At 67.4% G+C, this 19,847-nt stretch carries 15 protein-coding genes; 10 read left to right on the plus strand and 5 right to left on the minus strand.

All coding sequences use genetic code 11. From position 1 onward, the window contains the following. The gene (locus tag OVA21_RS17450) at window positions 1–591 is read right to left on the minus strand and encodes an HD domain-containing protein (RefSeq protein ID WP_096906307.1); all 591 of its coding nucleotides are present in this window, start codon (window positions 589–591) and stop codon (window positions 1–3) included. Window positions 592–801: 210 nt separating this feature from the next. Between OVA21_RS17450 and OVA21_RS17455 the strand changes: the two genes are divergently transcribed. The 3 genes from OVA21_RS17455 to OVA21_RS17465 are packed head-to-tail and all read left to right on the plus strand — an operon-like array spanning window position 802 to window position 2,319. Next, the gene (locus OVA21_RS17455; protein ID WP_096906306.1) at window positions 802–1,110 is read left to right on the plus strand and encodes a hypothetical protein; all 309 of its coding nucleotides are present in this window, start codon (window positions 802–804) and stop codon (window positions 1,108–1,110) included. Continuing rightward, on the plus strand, window positions 1,107–2,084 hold the full coding sequence (locus OVA21_RS17460) for a WXG100 family type VII secretion target (RefSeq protein WP_254050539.1): 978 nt from the start codon (window positions 1,107–1,109) through the stop codon (window positions 2,082–2,084). The genes OVA21_RS17455 and OVA21_RS17460 overlap by 4 nt, the downstream gene beginning before the upstream one ends. A 7-nt stretch (window positions 2,085–2,091) precedes the next feature. Then, entirely contained in the window at window positions 2,092–2,319 is a 228-nt protein-coding gene (locus OVA21_RS17465) for a hypothetical protein (protein WP_096906304.1), read from the plus strand. Window positions 2,320–2,513: 194 nt separating this feature from the next. Here OVA21_RS17465 and OVA21_RS17470 read toward each other — a convergent pair whose 3' ends face one another. The 4 genes from OVA21_RS17470 to OVA21_RS17485 form a co-directional block, all read right to left on the minus strand. Beyond that, on the minus strand, window positions 2,514–4,103 hold the full coding sequence (locus OVA21_RS17470; RefSeq protein ID WP_096905213.1) for an IS1182 family transposase: 1,590 nt from the start codon (window positions 4,101–4,103) through the stop codon (window positions 2,514–2,516). Between the two features lie 65 nt (window positions 4,104–4,168). Next, window positions 4,169–5,227: an NAD(P)-dependent alcohol dehydrogenase gene (locus OVA21_RS17475; RefSeq protein WP_096906303.1), complete on the minus strand. Its 1,059-nt coding sequence runs from the start codon at window positions 5,225–5,227 to the stop codon at window positions 4,169–4,171. A gap of 244 nt (window positions 5,228–5,471) precedes the next feature. Continuing rightward, window positions 5,472–6,089 (minus strand): hypothetical protein, encoded by a 618-nt coding sequence (locus OVA21_RS17480; protein WP_096906302.1) that lies wholly within the window; start codon window positions 6,087–6,089, stop codon window positions 5,472–5,474. Then, window positions 6,047–6,736: a hypothetical protein gene (locus tag OVA21_RS17485; protein WP_143337721.1), complete on the minus strand. Its 690-nt coding sequence runs from the start codon at window positions 6,734–6,736 to the stop codon at window positions 6,047–6,049. The genes OVA21_RS17480 and OVA21_RS17485 overlap by 43 nt, the downstream gene beginning before the upstream one ends. Window positions 6,737–6,916: 180 nt before the next feature. Between OVA21_RS17485 and OVA21_RS17490 the strand changes: the two genes are divergently transcribed. The 7 genes from OVA21_RS17490 to OVA21_RS17520 all read left to right on the plus strand — a co-directional run bounded on the left by OVA21_RS17490 (window position 6,917) and on the right by OVA21_RS17520 (window position 19,832). Then, the gene (locus OVA21_RS17490; RefSeq protein ID WP_096906301.1) at window positions 6,917–8,890 is read left to right on the plus strand and encodes a DNA-binding protein; all 1,974 of its coding nucleotides are present in this window, start codon (window positions 6,917–6,919) and stop codon (window positions 8,888–8,890) included. Beyond that, window positions 8,890–10,497, plus strand: coding sequence for a class I SAM-dependent DNA methyltransferase (locus tag OVA21_RS17495; protein WP_096906300.1), 1,608 nt, complete (start codon window positions 8,890–8,892; stop codon window positions 10,495–10,497). The genes OVA21_RS17490 and OVA21_RS17495 overlap by 1 nt, the downstream gene beginning before the upstream one ends. After that, the gene (locus OVA21_RS17500) at window positions 10,494–11,723 is read left to right on the plus strand and encodes a restriction endonuclease subunit S (protein ID WP_096906299.1); all 1,230 of its coding nucleotides are present in this window, start codon (window positions 10,494–10,496) and stop codon (window positions 11,721–11,723) included. The genes OVA21_RS17495 and OVA21_RS17500 overlap by 4 nt, the downstream gene beginning before the upstream one ends. 89 nt (window positions 11,724–11,812) lie before the next feature. Next, window positions 11,813–13,462 carry an RNA-binding domain-containing protein gene (locus OVA21_RS17505; RefSeq protein WP_268092956.1) on the plus strand — a complete coding sequence of 550 codons (1,650 nt, stop codon included), beginning with the start codon at window positions 11,813–11,815 and terminating at the stop codon, window positions 13,460–13,462. A 425-nt stretch (window positions 13,463–13,887) separates the two neighbouring features. Continuing rightward, a complete protein-coding gene (locus OVA21_RS17510) occupies window positions 13,888–17,103 on the plus strand; it encodes a type I restriction endonuclease subunit R (RefSeq protein ID WP_096906297.1) in 3,216 nt (1,071 codons plus the stop codon). A gap of 60 nt (window positions 17,104–17,163) precedes the next feature. Then, on the plus strand, window positions 17,164–18,822 hold the full coding sequence (locus tag OVA21_RS17515) for an AMP-binding protein (protein ID WP_268092958.1): 1,659 nt from the start codon (window positions 17,164–17,166) through the stop codon (window positions 18,820–18,822). Then, window positions 18,822–19,832 (plus strand): LLM class flavin-dependent oxidoreductase, encoded by a 1,011-nt coding sequence (locus OVA21_RS17520; RefSeq protein WP_268092959.1) that lies wholly within the window; start codon window positions 18,822–18,824, stop codon window positions 19,830–19,832. The genes OVA21_RS17515 and OVA21_RS17520 overlap by 1 nt, the downstream gene beginning before the upstream one ends. Window positions 19,833–19,847 lie beyond the last annotated feature (15 nt).

A 19,847-nucleotide genomic window follows, 5' to 3' on the forward strand; every position in this document is an offset into this window, starting at 1 on the left:
TCATCCCACCGGGGCGAGGGCGGCCACGTCGTCGACCGCCCGGCGGAGTTCGCGCGAGGCGGTGCAGTCACCGAGCCGTTCGGCGACGGCGTCGGCGATCGCGCGGTAGAACCACAGTTTCTCCTCCGGCCCGGCGTTGAACAGGCCCCACATGTCACCGCCCAGCCGCTCGTGCGCGGTGACCATCGAGCGCAGGTTGTGGATCTTGTCGGCGGCCGAGATGAGCAGGCACTCGTGGGAGTCCTCGGCCAGTCGCGCGAGGTAGCCCTCCTTGCGCACCCGCCACGGCGGGGTCTCCTCGCCGGCGGTCTTCTCCTCCGACACGCCGCGAACGAGCTCCGTGACCCGCTCGCCGAACTCGGCGGTCATGTCGTCGGCCGAGTACACCGATGGCGGCACGTCCTCCAGGACGTCGTGCAGCAGCGCTGCGACCGCCACGTCCTCGTCGGCGGTGAAGTCCGAGACGATCAGCGCCACCGCGACCGGGTGGGCGATGTAGGGCGTCGGGTCGTCCTTGCGGGTCTGGCCGGCGTGGCAACGGGCGGCGACCGCGAGCGCGCGGTCGAGGGTGGGGGTCCAGGTGAGCGACATGGTGCACTCCTCGAGGGAGAGGTCCCGACGCCGGGCGACGCCGCCGGGTCGTGGGTGGAACCGGTCGTGACCGGTGTCCCTTCCACACTCCCGAGTACACACCACGGGTACGACACGGGGGAACCGATCGGCGTGGGGCGCGCGTCGTACATGGTGAGGACGCCACGGGGGCGTCCCGGTAGTAGACCGGAACGACGACGAGGAGGGCTCGTGCCCGACGGGACGATCAGGGCGGATGCCGGGAGGATCGCGAGCGCGGTCTCGGTGTTCCGCGACTGCGGGGAGGCGGCCGCGGAGGTGACGTTTCCCGAGGTCACGGCACGTCTGGGCGGCGGTCTTCCGGGCGGGTCGGCGATCGAGCAGGCGGTGGACCGGGCGTGCGGTGCGGCAGCGGTGTGCGCCGAGAGAATCGCGGGTCGGCTCGGGGGCCTGGCCGACTTCGCGGCCGAGGCGCACCGGTTCCTCGAGGCCGAGGATGAGGACTTCGCGGCTCTCCTCGCAGCGGTGGCCCGGCGGTGAGCTGGACAGTCGCGGACATTCGTCGTTGGGACGTGTCCGCATTGGCGGGGGCCGGCGGCGAGGTCGGCCGGCAGCACTCGGTGGCGCAGGGCATCCGGAGGGACCTGGTCGACGGTGCGATGGAGCTGGATGATGGCTGGGACGGGGCGGCCGCTGACGCCGTCCTCGACACCGTGGAACGTGAGAAGTCGCACGTCAGCACGCTGGCTGACGGACTCGAGGATCTGGCTGATGCTCTCCGGAGCTCGCACGCTGCTCTGGGGCCGGCAGTTCAGACGGTTCGAGATCGGATCGCCGATGCCGGGGCAGCCGGACTCGAGGTGAGCGAATCGTCGGTGCGTCCGTTGTCGGGTCGCGACGACATCGATCAATCGACGGTCGATGAGCATGCGGAGGCGATCAGCTCCGCGGTCGACACCGTTCGCTCCCTCGATGAGCACTACGGGCGCGAGATCGACCAGATCGCCGCTCGGCTGCACGCCGCGATCCCACCCGAGGTCGATCGGTCGCCGATCCCGGGCCCGGACGACCCGTGGCCGGGTCGCGGTGTGGACGCGATGACGGGGGCCGCGTCACGGGGTTACCCGGACGTCGCCGATGAACTCGATCCACTGACGCGGGGGAAGCACATGCTCAACCCGGCCCCGGACGACTTCGGCAGAGCCGCGGCAACGGGGTTGCGGGGACTCGGTAGGGTCGCCGGTCCGGTCGGTGGCGGGCTTACGGTGTACGACGGCGTGAAGGCCCACGTCCAGGGGAAGACGTCGACCGGCGAGGCCGTCGCGGAGACCCTCGGGGCTCTGGGTGGCGGCGCGCTCGGAGGCGCCGCAGCCGGCGCCGTCGCAGGAACGATGTTCGGTCCCCTCGGCACGTTCATCGGCGCCGGCATCGGTGCGGCCGTCGGGACGTACCTGGGACAGCAGGCGGGCGATATGGCTCACGACCGGTACCGGGCCCACACGGCAGAGAGGTGACACGACCATGAGGTATGGGCAGAGACGGGACGACCCGTCGGAACGCGACCCGCACCCCTACGAACACCCCGCCCTGGAACCGGAACCCGGTTTCTGGGACGGCAAGTGGGAAGAGTTCAAGCGGCGATTCATCCAGATGGCCTGGGAGGATCACTACAGCCGGACCGTCCTTATCCTCTCCACGGTGGGATTCGTGGGGACTTTCATCTGGATGTGGTTCACCGGTGAAACCTGATGGTCTCCCCTAGGAGACTGCTGAACAAGCTGCGATCCTGGCACGGCCGGTGTGCGTGAGGGCCGGTTGGCCGTCGCGCGAGGTGCGGTGTTGGAGATTTCTGGGTTCGGCGAGAAGGGCGAGAGGTTCGCGGCGCCCACCGCGGGTTGTTCGAGCCTGTGCTGGGGCGGGAATGCCTGGCCCCGGCCCGCTGATCAGGCCAGGGCCCAGGTTCCGTTCTGGCTCGTTAGTCCCATCGCGACTAGCCGGCGCAGGTTCAGGGCGGCAACGCGGTGGTGGAGCCAGTCGTTGTTCTTCTCGACCCCGCGGTACGGCACGCGGCGGGCACCTCGGGTCAGCCAGGCGATCGAGCGTTCCACCATCGGTCGGTTCTGGCGGTAGACGGTCTTGAAGTCCTCATCGCCGGCCCGCTGGCGGTGCTGGCGTTGCAGCAGGTGATGCTCGCCGAGCACGACTTTGCGCCCCGTGGCTGAGGTGGTGCACCGCTGACGCAGCGGGCAGCCACGACACGCCGCCCCGAAGGTGGCATTGCCCTTGGCAGACAGGCCACGGGTGATGTTGGCGGGGCAGGTCAGGGTGCCCGCCACGGCGTCGAAGGTGAAGTCATCCAGGGTGAACCCGCCCTCGACTGCGGGCCGTAGCGGCCACGGCTTGACCAGGGGCAGCCACTGCTTGCCGGCCAGGGTGTGCAGCATGTCGCCGCTGGCATAGGCGGAATCGCCGAGCACTTCGACCGGCTCGCCGGCGTCGATGGTGGGATCGGCGGTGACCAGCTGCGCGCCGACCGCGGCATCGGAGTTGGTCGGCCCGTTGGGCTTGGTCAGGGAGCACATGGTGGTCAGGCCGGTGTCGGGCTCGACCACGATGTGGGCCTTGAACCCGTCTTGGCGGCGCTGGCGGGTCTTGTGGGCGTGGCGGGCATCGGGGTCCACGGTGGAGATCACCCGATCCGGGGCGGTGCGGCGGGCGATGCGCCACCGCCCGTCGGTACCGTCTGAATCCTCGGCCGGTTCGACATCCTGCCCTGCTACCAGCGCCAACAGGGCGACCGCTTCGGCCGGCTTGCCGCCGGCGGCGGTGATCGCCTGAACATCGAGTGCCGCCAACAGCGCCAGAGCATCGGCCACCAGGGCGGAGACCAACTCATCACGGGCGGCCTGGTCATCCCAGGCGATGCGCGGCTTACCGGCCTCGGTGTAGTCCTGCCCGCACACCGCCGCCAGCCGGGTGCACTCGGTGGCGATCAGCTCCTTCGCCCCGGGCACCTCGCGGCCGACCCGGCGGATCTGGGCGATGAGCTGGGTGATCGTGTCTTGACGGGCCACTGCGTCGTCCAAGACCGTTGAATCCAGCGCCCGGCGGGTCTTGGCCTTGACCGCACCGGTCTCGGCGATGACCTGGCGCACCACCTCGAAGATCCGCTGCGGTCGGTCACTGGCCGCCAGGCGGCGTCGCCAATAGGTCAACGTCGACGAGTTGAAACCCTTCGCATCGACCGGATACCCGCAGGCGGCCTTCCACCGCAGGTCGAACGTCAGCGCGTCGACCGCTTCCCGGTCTGAGTGACCGAACAGTGCCTGGAGCACGATGACCGAGGCGATCACCTCACCGGGAATCGACGGCCGGCCCCGGCCCGAGGGAAACAGGTCGGCGAACAACTCGTCCGGGAACAGCCGGTCCCGGTGCTCGGCGAGCAACGCGAACACGCTGCCCTCCTCGAGCAGATGCCCCGCCACCGACTCCACATCCAGCAACTCGCGCTGCCGATCCGACTCACCCTGCATGACCCACATCATTTCAGGGCCACCCCAACCCCGCAGGCCGGACACGCACTTTGTTCAGCAGTCTCCTAGAACGTCTTGGCGTCGATCACGAACCGGTACCGGACGTCCGAGCTCACGACGCGGTCGTACGCCTCGTTGATCTTGTCCGCAGAGATGAGCTCGATGTCGGCCGTGATCCCGTGCTCGGCGCAGAAGTCGAGCATCTCCTGGGTCTCGGGGATCCCCCCGATCATGGACCCGGTGAGGATCCTGCGCCCGGCGGCGACGGACCCGGCCCGCACCGACATCGGCTCGGTCGGGATGCCGATGTTGACCAGCGCCCCCCGCGGCTTGAGCGTGGCGAGGAACCGGTCCATCGGCAGGCTCGCGGAGACGGTGTTGAGGATGACGTCGAAGGTGCCGCGGAGTTCGCGGAGCGTGGCCTTGCCCTCGTCGCCGGCGGTCGCATAGTGCTCCACGGCGCCGTATTTCAGCGAGTCGTCCCGCTTGGAGGTGGTCTGCGACAGGACCGTCACCTCGGCGCCCATCGCCACCGCGAGCTTCACGCCGACGTGGCCGAGTCCGCCCATGCCGATCACCGCGACCTTGGTGCCCGGGCCGACGTTCCATTGCTTCAGCGGCGAGAACATCGTGATCCCCGCGCACAGCAGCGGCGCCGCCGCGGCCGGGTCGAGCCCCTCCGGTACGGACACCACCATCGGCTCCTCGACCACGATGTGGGTCGAGTAGCCGCCGTTCGTCACCGGGCCCTCGGGGTCGCCCTCGGGCAGCGGGGAGCCGTAGGTCGCGACCGACCCGCGCTCACACTCCTGTTCCTGGCCGGCCTGGCAGGAGGCGCACTCGTGGCAGGCGCCGACCAGGCACCCGACGCCCACGCGGTCGCCCACCGCGTGCCGGGTGACCTCGGAACCGACCTCGCGGACGATGCCGATGATCTCGTGCCCGGGCGCCACGGGATAGGTGGTCTGCCCCCACTCGCCGCGCACGTGATGGATGTCGGAGTGACAGATGCCGGCGTACTCGATCTCGATGAGCACGTCGTCCGGGCCGGTGTCCCGACGTCGGATCGTGGTCTTCTCCAGGGGTGCGTCCGGTGCGGTGGCGGCGACGGCGGCGACGTCCATGTGTGGTCTCCCTCGGGTCGAGTCAGGTGTGCACGCCACAGTAGAGAAAGTTCGGCATCCGCCGCCGCCACGACATCTGCGGCCGCGACGGCGAAGGAATACGACAATGCCCTCCCGATCAGGCCGGGCACGACTCCCGAAGGATGCGTACCGCCATGTCAGAAGGGCAATGCGTCGATTAGCAGCGGGCCGGGATACCCGGCTACGTCAGTTGAGCGACGAGCCGGGCCCCCGGTCCAGGTGGTCAGCTCCCGAGGCTGCCGAACACGTCGACGCTGCCCAGATTGACGCTCCCGGTAGTGGTCACCGAGAAGTTCCGGAAGTGAATCTCGACCGGGTACTGGACGTCCGCGAGAGTCGAGATCTCATCGGTTGCAGCGAGGGGCGCGATGCTGTCTTCGGTGACGCAGATCGACGTGGCGACGTAGTCCCCGTCGTCCAGGCCCGGCACGCTGACCTTGTGAGGACTCACGTAGGCCCCCTCCTCGTCCAGTAGGTCACTGGACTCGTTGACCACGACGCGCAGGTCGGATTCCTTCGTGGGCCAGACCGGATTCCTGAACAGGTCCTCGAAGAAGGTCTCGTTCCAGGTCTCGGGGTCGATGTCCTTCTCGCTGATCGCACCCTCGACCACCAGAGGCCCGACGCAGGCCATGTTCTCGGGGGCGGTGACCGTGAAGTTCGCCGTGGTGCCGTTGACGTTCACGGCGAGGTCAGGTGAGTCGATCTTGATGATGTCAGTGGGGTCGACGGGGTCGACCAACTGCGCCTGGGCGATGGCCGGCGCGAGGAACGAGCCGGCGCCCAGGAGGGCGGCAGTCACGGCAGCGGTGCCGTACGTACGGAGGGAGGTCGAGGACATGGGAAGTCTCCTTGGTGAAGTGAGTAGTCGGGAGCCGATGCGGCCCTGAGGCCTTCGGGTGTGAGTGCGTGCTGGTCTGCCGGAGGGGAGCGCGGCAGAACGTCCGTTGGGGCGTCGCCGGGCCGGCTCGGCTGGCCCCCTGCGGCGCTTCGTGTGGGTGAGTGCATACCGACACTCGCCGTGTCGACCACGGACGAGGTCGCTTCCCGGTAGAGGCCGTCATGGACGAGACTGAAGACTGCAGGTATTGCGGCGGCGAGGGCGACCACGGCGAGCCGGCGCCGTCTGGTTAGTCCCAGCTTGAGTGCCAGGACCACGGAGGCTGCGGCGACCAAGAGCGCGGTGCCGAGACCGGCCACGACAGCCCCGGTCGCGCTGGAGATATGCCGTAGCGATCCGTACAGCAAGTCGATGTGCCAGCTCAGGCCGAGGAACACGACCGCGAAGGCGCCGGAGATCAGGCCCACACCGACTGCTGCCTCGACCGGGTTCGGCAAACTCATGCGGACGAGCGCCCTACACGCTTCAAGTGCGGCCAGTACGAGGAAGACTGTCAGGACGGGTATGGCGATCGCCCCGAGGTAGTGAAGCCACCATTCGAGGAGGCTCCAATCCGTGAGGTGGTCGACCGTGAGGGCGTTGTTCACGAGTGACCTCCGAGGGATCGAGTGCGGTTGGCTTCCCCGGAGACCTTTCCTCGACATAGCGCGTGGGTGATAACGGCTAAGAGGAAAAGGGGACTTATCGGCAAGAGGGTATGGTCCGGTCGATATCGGCTGTAGCGTCGTCTACATCGCAGACCTGACGGACCGAACGGAGGTGACCCCGTGGAGACGCTGACCATGCAGCAGATCGCCGACCTCGCCGGTGTGAAACGCCCGGTCGTCTCGGTGTGGCGCTCCCGGTCAGCCGGATCGGAGCATCCCTTCCCTGCCCCGGTGGACCCGGCGCGGCTGGTGTTCTCCGCGAACGAGGTCGGCCGCTGGCTGCGCGTCACCGGCCGGGGGAACAATCCGGACGCGCACGAGGATGCGGCGCTGTTCTCGTCGCTGATGGACCGGGCGGCCTCGCAACTCGACGACGCCTCGGCGCTACTCCTGCTCCACGCGCTGTCCGGTGCGCCACTGGCTGACCAGAGCCGCGACGACCTTGCGACGCTTCCGGTGGGGCACGCAGTCGAGTCGGTTCTGTCCGTGGCGCAGGCGGATAGGGCACTGCGTGACAGCGACCTGGTCGCGTGCGTCGATCGCCTTGCCGAAGCCGGCATCACTGCGACACGGGTTCTCGAACGGTTGGCGCAGCGTCAGGAGGCCAAGGACGCGCCGCTCGCCTCGGAATCGCTCACCAGCACGGGCGACGCGCTGGCGTGTGAGGTGGTCGCGGCGCTGGCCGACGACTCCGAGAGGGCACTCGTGCCGTGGGGTCCGGGCGGGCTGCGTCTGCTCGCGAGCGTGGTGGCCAGGTCTTCGGAGTCGGATCGGCCGCGCGTCGTTGCGCCGGATGACCCGGCCGGGCCGGTGGATCGACTGCTCTGGCGGTACCTCGCCGCACTCGGCACTCGCCTGGAATCGGCGACGGCCGGTTCGGCCACCCTTCTCGTCGGGCAGTGGGCGGCAATTCCCCGGGACCGGACTGAGAGCTTCTTCGACACGATCGACAACGTGGTGCTGGGCCTGGAGCCGGGCAGCGCTGCGGTGGTGTTCGCTCCCGCCCCGCTGCTGGTCGACGAGTTGCCGGGGACGGACCATCGGCGGCGGATCCTGAGCGGGACAGGCGGCGACTATGTGGCGCCCCTGCGCTACGTCGCTCGCCTGCCGCGGGGATTGTGCCGGTTCGGTGGTCGTCGTCGGATGGCGCTGTGGGTGCTGGGGGAGTCAGGCGACACTGCCGGTGCGCGGAGTTTCACGACATTCGGGGAGCACTCGGCCCATGCGCTCGATATGCGGGAGAACCGTGCACTCGCCTCTGACGCTGTCGCGGCTCTCCGCGGAGGTGTCGCACGGCGGAGTCACGCGTTCCTGCGCAGCGAACACCGACTCACCGAGGCGGCGGTGGCCAGATCCGCGCTCGCGCTGCCGGTCACCACCGACGTCGCGGAGGACGGCGGTGATGCGCTGGCCCGCCTGTGGGAGAAGCGCGACGCGTCGGCGTCCGGGGTGCTCGACGGGGTCGAGGTGGTGGCGGCCGGATCTGCGGCTGATCACTCCCTGCCGTGGAGAGCGGCGACCACGGGTAAGCACCGGCCGGCCCGGGTGATCACGGGCGTGCGCATCCCCGCGGAGGTGTTCGCGGCGGGTCCGGGCGGCATCGGGGTGATCGGCCCGGACGAGGTGCGTGGACAGTGCGCGATCGGGTCGAGGTCGGTCGGTCTGGTGGAGTTGGTCCGGCGCGCGCCTCGGTTCCGGCTCTCGGAGCCGGGCGACGTGGTGTTTACGACGACGAGGGGGCCGGCCGCGATCATCGACACAGTCGGCGGCAATGCCGTTCAGGCGCCAGCCCGGATCCTGCGGTGTCTGGAACCGGTCGAGGGATCGCGACGTATTCTTCCCGAGCTCGCGGTTCGAGATATTTCGGCTGCGCGGGGATCGGATTGCCGTTCCTGGCGGCTGCGCACCGTCGTCGTCGACGCCTGTAGCCCTTGGCGCACGGTGGCGGCACGGGCCGCCGAGCATCGGGCACGACTCTTGGCCGAATTGAGTGCGCTCGACGCGCTCACCACAGAACTTTCCGACGGACTCGCGGCGGGCACGCTGCGCCTAGACCACGACTATTCAGATCAGAATTACGAGGAGAACGCCTGATGGCGAAAGTGTTGGTTCCGATGCCCATGGAGGCATCGACGCCCAAGGAGCTCAAGGACACGCTGTGGAAAGCGGCGGACAAGCTCCGCGGGTCCATGGATGCGTCGCAGTACAAGGACGTTGTGCTGGGGTTGGTGTTTCTCAAGTACGTCTCGGACGCGTTCTCCGAGCGGCGCGACGCGATCCGCGAGGAGCTCTCCGGTGAGGACGAGTCCTATGTCGCGGAAACGCTCGAGGACGGCGATGAGTACCTGGGTTCGGGCGTGTTCTGGGTGCCCGCCGAGGCCCGCTGGGAGTACCTCTCGCGGCATGCCAAGGGCATCCCGGCGTCGTCGACCAACGACGCGCAGTCGATCGGTGAGCTGATCGACGCCGCGATGCGCGCGTTGATGCAGGCCAACGAGTCGTTGGTGGGCACGCTGCCGGTGTTGTTCGGTCGCGACAATGTCGAGCAGCGTCGACTGGGTGAGCTGGTGGACCTGTTCAACGCGGCGCGCTTCACCGGCGGTGGCGCTTCCAAGGCGCGGGATCTGCTCGGGGAGGTCTACGAGTACTTTCTGGACAAGTTCGCCAAGGCAGAGGGCAAGCGCGGCGGCGAGTTCTACACCCCGCCCGTGGTGGTGCGGACGCTGGTGGAGATCCTCGAGCCGCACTCGGGGCGGGTGTACGACCCGTGCTGCGGGTCGGGCGGCATGTTCGTGCAGACGGAGAAGTTCCTCGAGGGGCACAAGGAGGATCCGACCAACGTCGCGGTGTACGGGCAGGAGCTCAACGAGCGCACGTGGCGGATGGCCAAGATGAACCTGGCGATCCACGGGATCGATTCACAGGGCCTCGGCTCGCGGTGGGGTGACACTTTCGCACGCGATATCCACCCGGATATGCAGGCCGACTACGTGATGGCCAACCCGCCGTTCAACATCAAGGACTGGGCACGTCGCGAGGACGATCCGCGCTGGGTCTACGGGGTGCCGCCCAAGCGCAACGCCAACTACGCGTGGATGCAGCACATCCTGTCCAAGCTGGCGCCGAACGGCGAGGCCGGCGTGGTGATGGCCAACGGGACCATGACCACCTCGACCAGCGGCGAGGGCGACATCCGCAAGGCGATGGTCGAGGGCGACGTGGTGCAGTGCATCGTCGCCCTGCCGGGGCAGTTGTTCCGGGCGACGGGCATCCCGGTGTGCGTGTGGTTCTTCGCGAAGAACAAGGCCGCCGGCAAGGGCGGTTCGGTGGATCGTCGGGGGCAGGTGCTGTTCATCGACGCCCGCGAGCTCGGCCACATGATCGACCGCGTGGAGCGCACGTTGAGCGAGGAGGATCTGCAGCGCATCGCCGAGACGTTCCGCTCCTGGCGAGGCCGCCCGTCGGCCGAGGGCGAGTACGAGGACGTGCCCGGCTTCTGCAAATCGGCCACGCTCGAGGAGATCAAGGCCGCCGGCTACGCGCTGACCCCGGGCCGCTACGTGGGCGTGCCCGAGGCGGAGGAGGACGACGAGCCGATCGACGAGAAGATCGCGCGGCTCACCGGCGAGCTGACCGCCGCGCTCGATGAGTCGGCCCGGCTCGATGCCGTGGTTCGAGAGCAGCTGGGGAGGCTCGCGTGAGGACGACGATTGGGGCCCTGGCCGACGACGGGGTGCTTGAATTTAGCGATGGCTACCGCACCCGCAAGGACCAACTCGCTGATGAGGGATATCGAATCCTCCGAGTGGCGGATGTACATGACGGCTGGGTTGGAAGCAATGGGAAAGACTTCGTTGCAACGGACAACGCAAAGAAGATCGGTCAGAAATTCGCTAGGCAAGGCGATCTGCTCCTGACGACCAAAGGGACGATCGGACGAATAGCTATAGTCCCAGAACTCCACGACGAACTACTCGTTTATAGCCCACAGCTGTGCTATTTCCGGGTAAGAGACTTGGGCACCGTTGACCCTCGGTACCTTCGCTACTGGTTTGCATCAACAAAGGCGAAACACCAGATTCATTCGATGTCTTCTAGCACGGACATGGCGCCGTACTTAAGCCTGAGAGACATTCGGTCACTCAGGGTGGATCTGCCGGGGGTCTGCCAGCAGCGAGCAATCGGCGAGGTTCTCGGCGCGATTGACGACAAGATCGCCGCAATCAACTCCGTGTCGATAAGAGCAGGTGACTATGCAGCTGGCCTGTTCGAAGGCTTTGCGCGCCTTGCAAACGGTGTTCCCGAGGCCCTGGGAAAGTACACGACCATGGTAAAGGGCGCCTCGTATAAGAGCGCGGACCTTGCGCCGTCGGACGCCGCTTTGCTTACCCTGAAGTGCTTCAGCAGGGACGGATCCTACAACCCAGCTGGTCTCAAGTCTTACGCAGGTCCTTACCGTGACGATCAGGTGGTGTCGTCTGGGGATGTGATTGTCGCACACACCGACTTAACGCAGGACGCAGTTGTTGTGGGGCAGGCTGTTGCTGCGCGTTCCGATTCGAGATTCAAGAAGCTGGTTGCCTCTTTGGACACCGCGATAGTGCGGGCGAATCCGGGGATCAATGCGGAGTATTTACTTTGGCTACTGAAAGACGATCGGTTCCGGCGTCACTGCAGAGGCTACTTGAACGGCACTACAGTCTTGCACTTGCATTCAAGCGCCGTCCCCTCTTATCAAGTGCTCTTGCCGGATCTTGCGGATCAAGAAAAGTTCGGTGCAATCGTGCGTCCGCTGCTTACGCTCCAGGAGGTTGCCCAGAGGGAGAACGACAGTTTGAAGCGCACTCGTGACGAGTTGCTACCGCTACTCATGAATGGCCGGATCTCAGTGAAGGACGCCGAGCGCTCTGTCGAGGACGTCCTCTGAGTGCCAGCCCAAAGGAGTTCAGAATTGCTAAATCGGCGAAGGCTGCGTCGCCCCTCGCAAGTGTCGGTATCGCCTGCGATGATCCACCTATGAACGCCAGCGACCTCACCCCGCTCCTCGATCGGCTGATCGCCGATTGGGAGAACGAGGTGGTCGAGTTCAAACGCGGTCGTGACGGCTTCAGCTCCAGCGACATCGGCAAGTATTTTTCGGCACTGGCCAACGAGGCGAACCTCCGCGATGACGACGCCGGGTGGCTGGTGTTCGGAGTCGATGACAAGCTCCGCGAAGTCGTGGGCACTACCTATGGTCAATACGCAGACCGCCTGAACGCACTCAAGCTGGAGATCAATCAGAACACCGACCCCCGAGTAGCGTTTCGCGATATTCACGAGCTCGACCATGTGGCCGGCCGCGTGGTGCTCTTCGAGATCCCGCCAGCGCCCCGAGGCCTGCCGATCGCTTGGAAAGGGCAATGCTGGGCGCGGGCCGGGGAAAGTCTCGTTCCCCTGGGCTTGGACAAGCTGGATCAGATTCGCAACCAGACCATCGGAGGCGACTGGACGGCCACGATCATCCCTCACGCAACACTCGAGGACCTGGATCCCGAAGCCGTTGCTCAGGCGCGAAAGGGGTTCACTGAAAGATATCCGCGACTGGCCGACGAAGTGGCGCGCTGGGACGATGCCACCTTCTTGGAGAAGGTTCGGTTGACGCTTGGGGGCAAGGTCACCCGCGCTGCCATCGTACTGCTCGGTAAGTTCACCTCGGCGCACCTGATCAGCCCGCACATGGCCGAGATCACGTGGAAATTGACCGGTGAACAACAGGCGTTCGAACACTTCAGTACGCCGTTCCTGCTTTCCGCTGACGATCTGATCAGTCGTGTCCGCAATGTCCAGATCCGGTTCAATGACCCGAACAGAGCCGTCTACCGCGAGATCTCGAAGTACGACGAGGGAAGTCTTCACGAGGCTCTGTACAACTGCATCGCGCACCAGGACTACCGCCAGCACTCACGAATCGTCCTCGTCGAACGTCCGGATCGGGTCGAGTTCCTCAGCGTCGGTGACTTTGTCGACCGCACCCCTGATGACTACATGTTGAGCGACACAGTGCCTCGTCGGTACCGCAACCCGCTCCTGGTGACCGCGATGACTGAACTCAACCTCGTTGACCACATGGGAAACGGGATTCACCGTATGGTCAGTCAGCAACGCAAGCGGTTCCTCCCGCTTCCCGACTACGATCTCACCGACCCCGGCGAGGTCAAGCTCACTGTCTATGGCGCGGTCATTGACGAGGCGTACACCAAGCTGCTCATGGCTCGCGAGGATTTGCCGCTCGAGGATGTGCTCGCTCTCGACCGGGTCCAGAAGGGTCTGCCGCTCTCGGCATCAGTAGCCCGCCGCCTCCGGAAGGCCGGACTGATCGAGGGACGACAACCTCACCTTCGTGTCGCACCGACCATTGCGCGAGTAACGGGAACGAAGGCTGCGTACATCCGAACCCGAGGCCAGGACGATGCGTTCTACTGCAAACAGATCAGCGACTACCTGGAGCAGTTCAGCTCGGCCAGTCGCTCCGACATCGACGAGTTGCTCATGAGCCAGCTCAGTGACGCGCTCAGTGACGAGCAGAAGCGAAACAAGATCGGCAACCTGCTCAGCAAACTGAGGAGGTCCGGCGAGATCCACAATGCAGGGAGCCGCACCCGGCCGCGCTGGGAGCTTTCATAAGTGAGGACCGACCCAATGAAGCTAGCCAAGAATCTAAGTAAGAAAGGTACGTCTCAGGACGTCGAAATAGCAGGTCAGCCCGGTTGCTCGCTTTCTTTAAGTCGTCCTCGGGTCGACGCTCCTAGCCAAGAAATCCGGTCCACATCGAGTGGGCACAGGCCGAGCGGTAGCAGCGTAGTAGCTGTTGCGAGGCGCGCCCCGTCACTGATCGTCACTGTAGGTCACTGTAGGTCACTGTGCAGTGACACCTACAGTGAGCGCAGTGACGCCTACAGTGATGGGCTCGTCGTAGGCCCATCTGCCCGACGTCCGTTGCTCAGCTGCAGCGCCGACGCTAACCTCGGGGCATACCACCTGCCCCCTCTGGGGGCAGGTTTTTTCGTGTCCGGCCACGCTTCCCGCCGCTCTGACGTGGAGGGGACACGATGACCACAGGCTGGTCCGAGGCCCAAGCCGAGCAGGGGATCCTCGACGCCCTCGCCGAGCGCGAATGGGAGCACCGCCCCGGGCCATCGCTCGCGCCCGGCTCGGGGGAGCGCGACTCGTGGCACGACATCGTCCTGCGGGGCACCCTCCTGCAGTCGCTGATCAACCTCAACCCGGACGTGCCCGAGGAATACCTCCAGCAGGCCATGGCCGAGGTGACCACTCCCAAGTCGCAGGACGCCGTCACTGAAAACCATCGGCTCCACCACATCCTGCTCGACGGCTACAAAGGTCTGACCTACATCGACGACGAGGGCCGCGAGGTCGCCCCGGTCATCCGCTTCCTGTCCGCTGACGCCTCGCGCAACCGGTACCACGCCGTGGATCAGGTCACGGTCCGCAGCCGCGAACACGAACGACGATTCGACGTGGTGGCCTACGTCAACGGACTGCCGCTCGCGATCTTTGAACTCAAGAAGCCGGGTGCCAAGAACGCCACCGCTGAGCTCGCGTACAACCAGCTGCGCACCTATCTCCACGAATTCCCCATGGCGTTCCGCTTCGCCGTTGTCGTCGTCGCCACCGACGACCTCTCCGCCCGCTACGGCACGCCGTTCACCCCGTGGAACCACTTCGCGCCCTGGAACGTCGATGACGACGGCCGCCGCATCGCCCCCTTCACCGCCCTCGAGGGCTCGGCCGAGCCCATCACCGAACTCGACCTCCTCATCGACGGCGTGTTCAACGTCGAACGATTCGGCCAACTCCACCGCGACTTCACCGCATTCGACGCCACCGAGTCCGGCCTGATCAAACGCATCGCCAAGCCCCACCAGTACTTCGCAGTGACCAAAGCCGTCGGTGCCACCGTGCGCGCCGTGGACTCCGACGGGCGGGCCGGCGTCGTGTGGCACACCCAGGGCTCCGGCAAGTCCATGGAGATGGAGCTCTACACCGCCAAGATCATGCGGCACCCGCGACTGGCCAACCCCACGGTCATCGTCATCACCGACCGCACCGAGCTGGACTCCCAGCTGTTCGACGGCTTCCAGATCTCCGACCTGCTCCCGGAGCAACCGGTGCAGGTCCGCACCCGCGACGATCTGCGGACGCAGCTGGCGGACCGCCGCTCGGGCGGCATCTACTTCACCACCCTGCAGAAGTTCGGTCTGAGCAGGGCGGAGCGCGATTCCGGAGCGACTCACCCGCTGCTCTCGGACCGGCGCAACATCGTCGTCATCGCCGATGAGGCCCATCGCAGTCACTACGACAACCTGGACGGCTACGCAGCGCACCTCAAGAGCGCGTTGCCGCACGCGACCCTCATCGCCTTCACCGGGACCCCCATCACCGAGGGCGAACGCGATACCCGCCGGGTCTTCGGCGCCGACATCGACGTCTACGACCTGCACCGGGCGGTGGAAGACGGCGCCACGGTCCCCGTGGTCTACGAACCAAGGCTGATCAGCCTGGCCCGCCTTCCCGGGGTGGACGACGAGTCGCTCGACGACGCCGCGGAGGAGGCACTGAGCGGCCTCGATGCCGCGGACGCCGAACGACTCCAGCGGGCGGTGGCCAAGCTCGACACCGTCTACGGCGCCCCCGAGCGCATCCGCACCCTGGCCGCCGATCTGGTGACCCACTGGGAAACCCGCCGCGACGCCATGCGGCCCTTCCTCGGTGTCCCGGGCAAGGCGATGATCGTCTGCGCCACCCGATCCATCGCCGCGAACCTGTACCAGGAGATCGTCGCCCTCCGCCCTGACTGGCACTCCGATGCCGACGACACGGGCAAGGTCAAGGTGGTCTACACCGCCGACCCGGGCGACGAGGAGCACGTCACCAGGCATCTCCGGCGTCCGAGTGCGATCGCCGCGGTGAAGCAGCGGGTGAAGAACCCCGACGACGAACTCGAGTTGATCATCGTCAAGGACATGATGCTCACCGGCTTCGACGCCCCGGCGCTGCACACGCTGTACGTGGACCGGCCGCTCAAGGGGGCGCTGCTCATGCAGACGCTCGCCCGCGTCAACCGCACCTTCCGCGGGAAGCAGGACGGACTGCTCGTGGGCTACGCGCCGCTCACCGACAACCTGTCCAAGGCATTGGAGGAGTTCACCCGCGAGGCCCCGGAGGGCGGCGACCGGCTCGTCGGCCGCACTTCCGAGGAGGCCGCGCAGATCGTGCTCGACCTGCTCGCAGGCGTGCGTGAGCTCATCGGCGACGAGTGGAAGGCGCAGTGGCACGCCAACGCCAAGACCGGCTGGCGTGATGCGCTCCTCACCGTGGTCACCCGCCTGCGGTCGCCGGGCACACCGGGAAACCGCGACGACGACGACCCGGACGCGCGCCCTCTCGCCGACCGCTTCCGCGACCTGTCATCCAAACTCGCGCGGGCGTGGGCCCTGGCGGCGGGTAACGACTCCCTCGAAACGGTCCGACCCGAGGTGCGGTTCGTCGAAGAGGTCCGCGTCTGGATGCTCAAGCTCGACGCGCAACAGAAGGTCGGCGCCGGAGAACTGGTCCCGGACGAGATCAAGCGCATTCTCGGTGAGCTGATCGTCGGCTCCGCCGCGAGCACGGGCGTCGTCGACATCTATCGCGAGGCCGGGCTGCCGCTTCCGCGCTTGGACACGCTCACCCCGCAGTGGGTCGAGGAGGCGCAGAAGCCGTCCAAGGCGCACCTGGCGATCGAGGCGCTCAAGGCGACGTTGCTGGAGGAGGCCGCGACGGTCACTCACGGCAACGAGGTGCGGCGCAGGCTGTTCTCCGAACGCGTCAACGAGCTCATGGTCAGGTACACCAACCAGCAGCTTACCGCCGCCGAGGTGATCGCCGAGCTCGTGGAGCTCGCCAAGGAGGTCAGCGCGGAGGCCGATCGCGGGCAGCGCTTCGAGCCGCCGCTGGAGAGCTATGAACTCGCGTTCTACGACGTGGTCGCGCTGAACGAGTCTGCCGTCGACGTCCTCGGCGACGACGTGCTGGCCGAGATCGCCCGCTCGATCGTCGCCACCATGCGTCGCGACATTCGCACCGACTGGACGGTTCGCGAAGACGTCAAAGCCAAGCTCCGCGCCTCGGTCAAGCGGACCCTGCGCAAGTACAAGTACCCACCGGACAAGCAGCCGGAGGCCATCCAGCAGGTCATGCAGCAGATGGAGGCGCTGGCGCCGCGCTACGCGGAGGAGTCGGAGGCAATCGCTGTGAGTTCCTGACGACCGTCAACCATGTGGCTATGATCCAGATCACACCGCCTCCCGTGAAGGAATTCCCACATGGCCGACACCGTCCGCGAACAACTCCGCCGCCACGCCGACTCGGATGTGGTCGCCATCCGCTACGAGGACACCTCGATCACCTGGCGTGACTACCTGGCGGGCGCGGACGCCCGGGCCGGTGCCGTCACGGGGATGCTGGATCCCGCGCGGCCGCTCCACGTGGCCACGCTGCTGGAGAACACCCCGGAGATGCTCTACGCGTTGGCGGCCGGCGCGGCGGGCGGGTACGTCATCGTCGGGCTCAACGCAACCCGCCGCGGGGAGGGGCTGGCCCGCGATATCCGCAAGGCGGAGTGCCAGGTCATCCTCACCGACTCCGAGCTGAAGCCGCTGCTCGACGGCCTCGACCTGGGTCAGGTGAGCGTGATCGACACCGACTCCGACGAGTGGGCGGCGCTGGTGGCGTCGTCATCCGCCCCCCAGGACCCGCCGCCGGTGGAGGCCATGGACCCGTTCATGCTCATCTTCACCTCGGGCACGTCGGGTGATCCGAAGGCGGTGCAGGTCGGCAACTTCACGGTGACGATGTCCGGGGAGAACCTCGCGCCGTCGTTCGGCCTGACCTCCGAGGACGTGCTGTACCTGTCCATGCCGTTGTTCCACTCCAACGCCATCATGAGCGGCTTCTCCCCGGCGATCGCGGCGGGCGCCACCATGGCGCTGGCCCGCCGGTTCAGTGCGACCCGGTTCGGGGACGACATCCGCCGCTACGGCGTGACGTACATGAACTACGTGGGCAAGCCGCTGGCCTACATCCTCGACACCCCGCCCCGCCCCGACGACGCCCAGACCACGCTCCGCGCCGCGTTCGGCAACGAGGCCGCGGCCAAGGACATCCCCGCCTTCGCGCAGCGGTTCGGGTGCGAGGTCCGCGACGCCTACGGCTCCACCGAGCTCGCGGTGATCATCGTGCGGACCGAGAACTCGCCGCTGGCGTCGATCGGGGAACCGTTCCCGGGGGTCGCCGTGTATGACCCCGCGACCGGTCAGGAGTGTCCCCGCGCGGTGTTCGACGACGACGGCGCCGTGACCAACCTCGACGAGTGTGTGGGCGAACTCGTCAACACCGAGGGGGCGGGGTTCTTCGCCGGCTACTACAACGACGACACGTCGACCTCCGACCGCATGAGGGACGGGATGTACTGGTCGGGCGATCTGGCCTACCGCGACGCGGACGGCTTCGTCTACCTGGCCGGGCGCAGCGGGGACTGGCTGCGCGTCGACGGCGAGAACATGGCCACCGGCATCGTCGAGGAGATCCTGCTGCGCAACCCGGCGGTCTCACGGGTCGCCGTCTACGGTCTGCCCGATCCACGCGGGGTGGGTGACCAGCTCGCCGCGGCGATCGTCCCCCGCCACGACTCGGAGCTGGAGCCGGCCGCGTTCGAGCAGTTCCTCGCCTCGCAGCCGGACCTGTCGCCCAAGGCGTGGCCGCGCTGGGTCCGGATCTCCGTGGACCTGCCCACCACGGCGACCAACAAGATCCTCAAGCGGGAGCTCATCAGGCAGGGCGTGGGGGCCGCCGGCGCGGGCGGCTCGAGGGCAGGCAGCACAGGGACAGGCGACACCGGGGCAGGCGGTGCGCCGGCGGACACCTGGTGGGAGCGCGACGAGCGGGGCACCGCGTACACCGAGCTGGCCGGGGCGCGGGTGTAGTGGTCTACGTCGTCACGCGGTTCGACTTCCGCGCGCCGGGCGCCGGGCCGGAGGAGCGCCGGGACCGCTACCGCGCGGCCCTCGACATGGCCCGCTACGCCGAGGAGACCGGCCACGACGCCGTCAACCTCTCCGAACACCACGCCTCGGAGGACGGCTATCTGCCGTCCCCGCTCATCGCGGCGTCGGCGGTCGCGGCCGTGACCAGCCGCGTCCCCATCACGGTGTGGGCGCTCATCGCGCCGCTGTACGACCCGGTCCGTCTCGCCGAGGACATCTCGGTCCTCGACCACCTCGCCTCGGGCCGGGTCAGCTTCACCTTCGGGCTCGGCTACCGCCCGGTCGAGTACGCGCTGCACTCACGCGACTGGAGAACCCGGGGCGCTCGTCTCGACGCCCAGCTGGAGACCATCCTGGCCGCCTGGCGAGGCGAGCCGGTCGGCGACGACCCGGCGGACGGCTCCCCGCCGTCCTCGCCCACCCCGCGGCCGTTCTCCGACCCCCACCCCCTCATCTTCCTCGGCGGTGGCGGGGCGGCCGCCCGGCGGGCCGGGCGACTCGGCATGCACTTCCAGCCGCAGGTCGACGATCCCGAGCTCACCGCGCTGTACCGGGCGGAATGCCTCGCCCACGGGCATCGGCCCGGCCTCGTCGTCGAACCCGTTCCCGGCCCCGCGACGGTGTTCTGCGCCGACGACCCCGACCGGTTCTGGGCGCGGTACGGCCACCACCTCCTCGCCGACGCCCTCGGGTACCGCGCCTGGCAGGCCGGCGCCGGCGACGCCGGCGGCACCCGCAACTCCTTCGTGCACTCCGACGCCCGCACCGTCGACGAACTGCGCGACGAGGGTGTCTACGTGGTGGCGACCCCCGACCAGCTGGTGCGACTCGTGCGTGACGGCGACCTGGGGCTCATCACCACCCACCCGCTGTGTGGCGGGATCCCGGTGGAGGCGGGCTGGGAGTCGCTCCGCCTGCTCGGCGAGCGGGTTCTGCCCGAGGTCCGGTGAGCGGCCCGCCGCCCC

The sequence above is a fragment of the Dietzia sp. SL131 genome (genome assembly GCF_026672565.1).
In the GTDB taxonomy this organism is placed as follows: domain Bacteria; phylum Actinomycetota; class Actinomycetes; order Mycobacteriales; family Mycobacteriaceae; genus Dietzia; species Dietzia kunjamensis.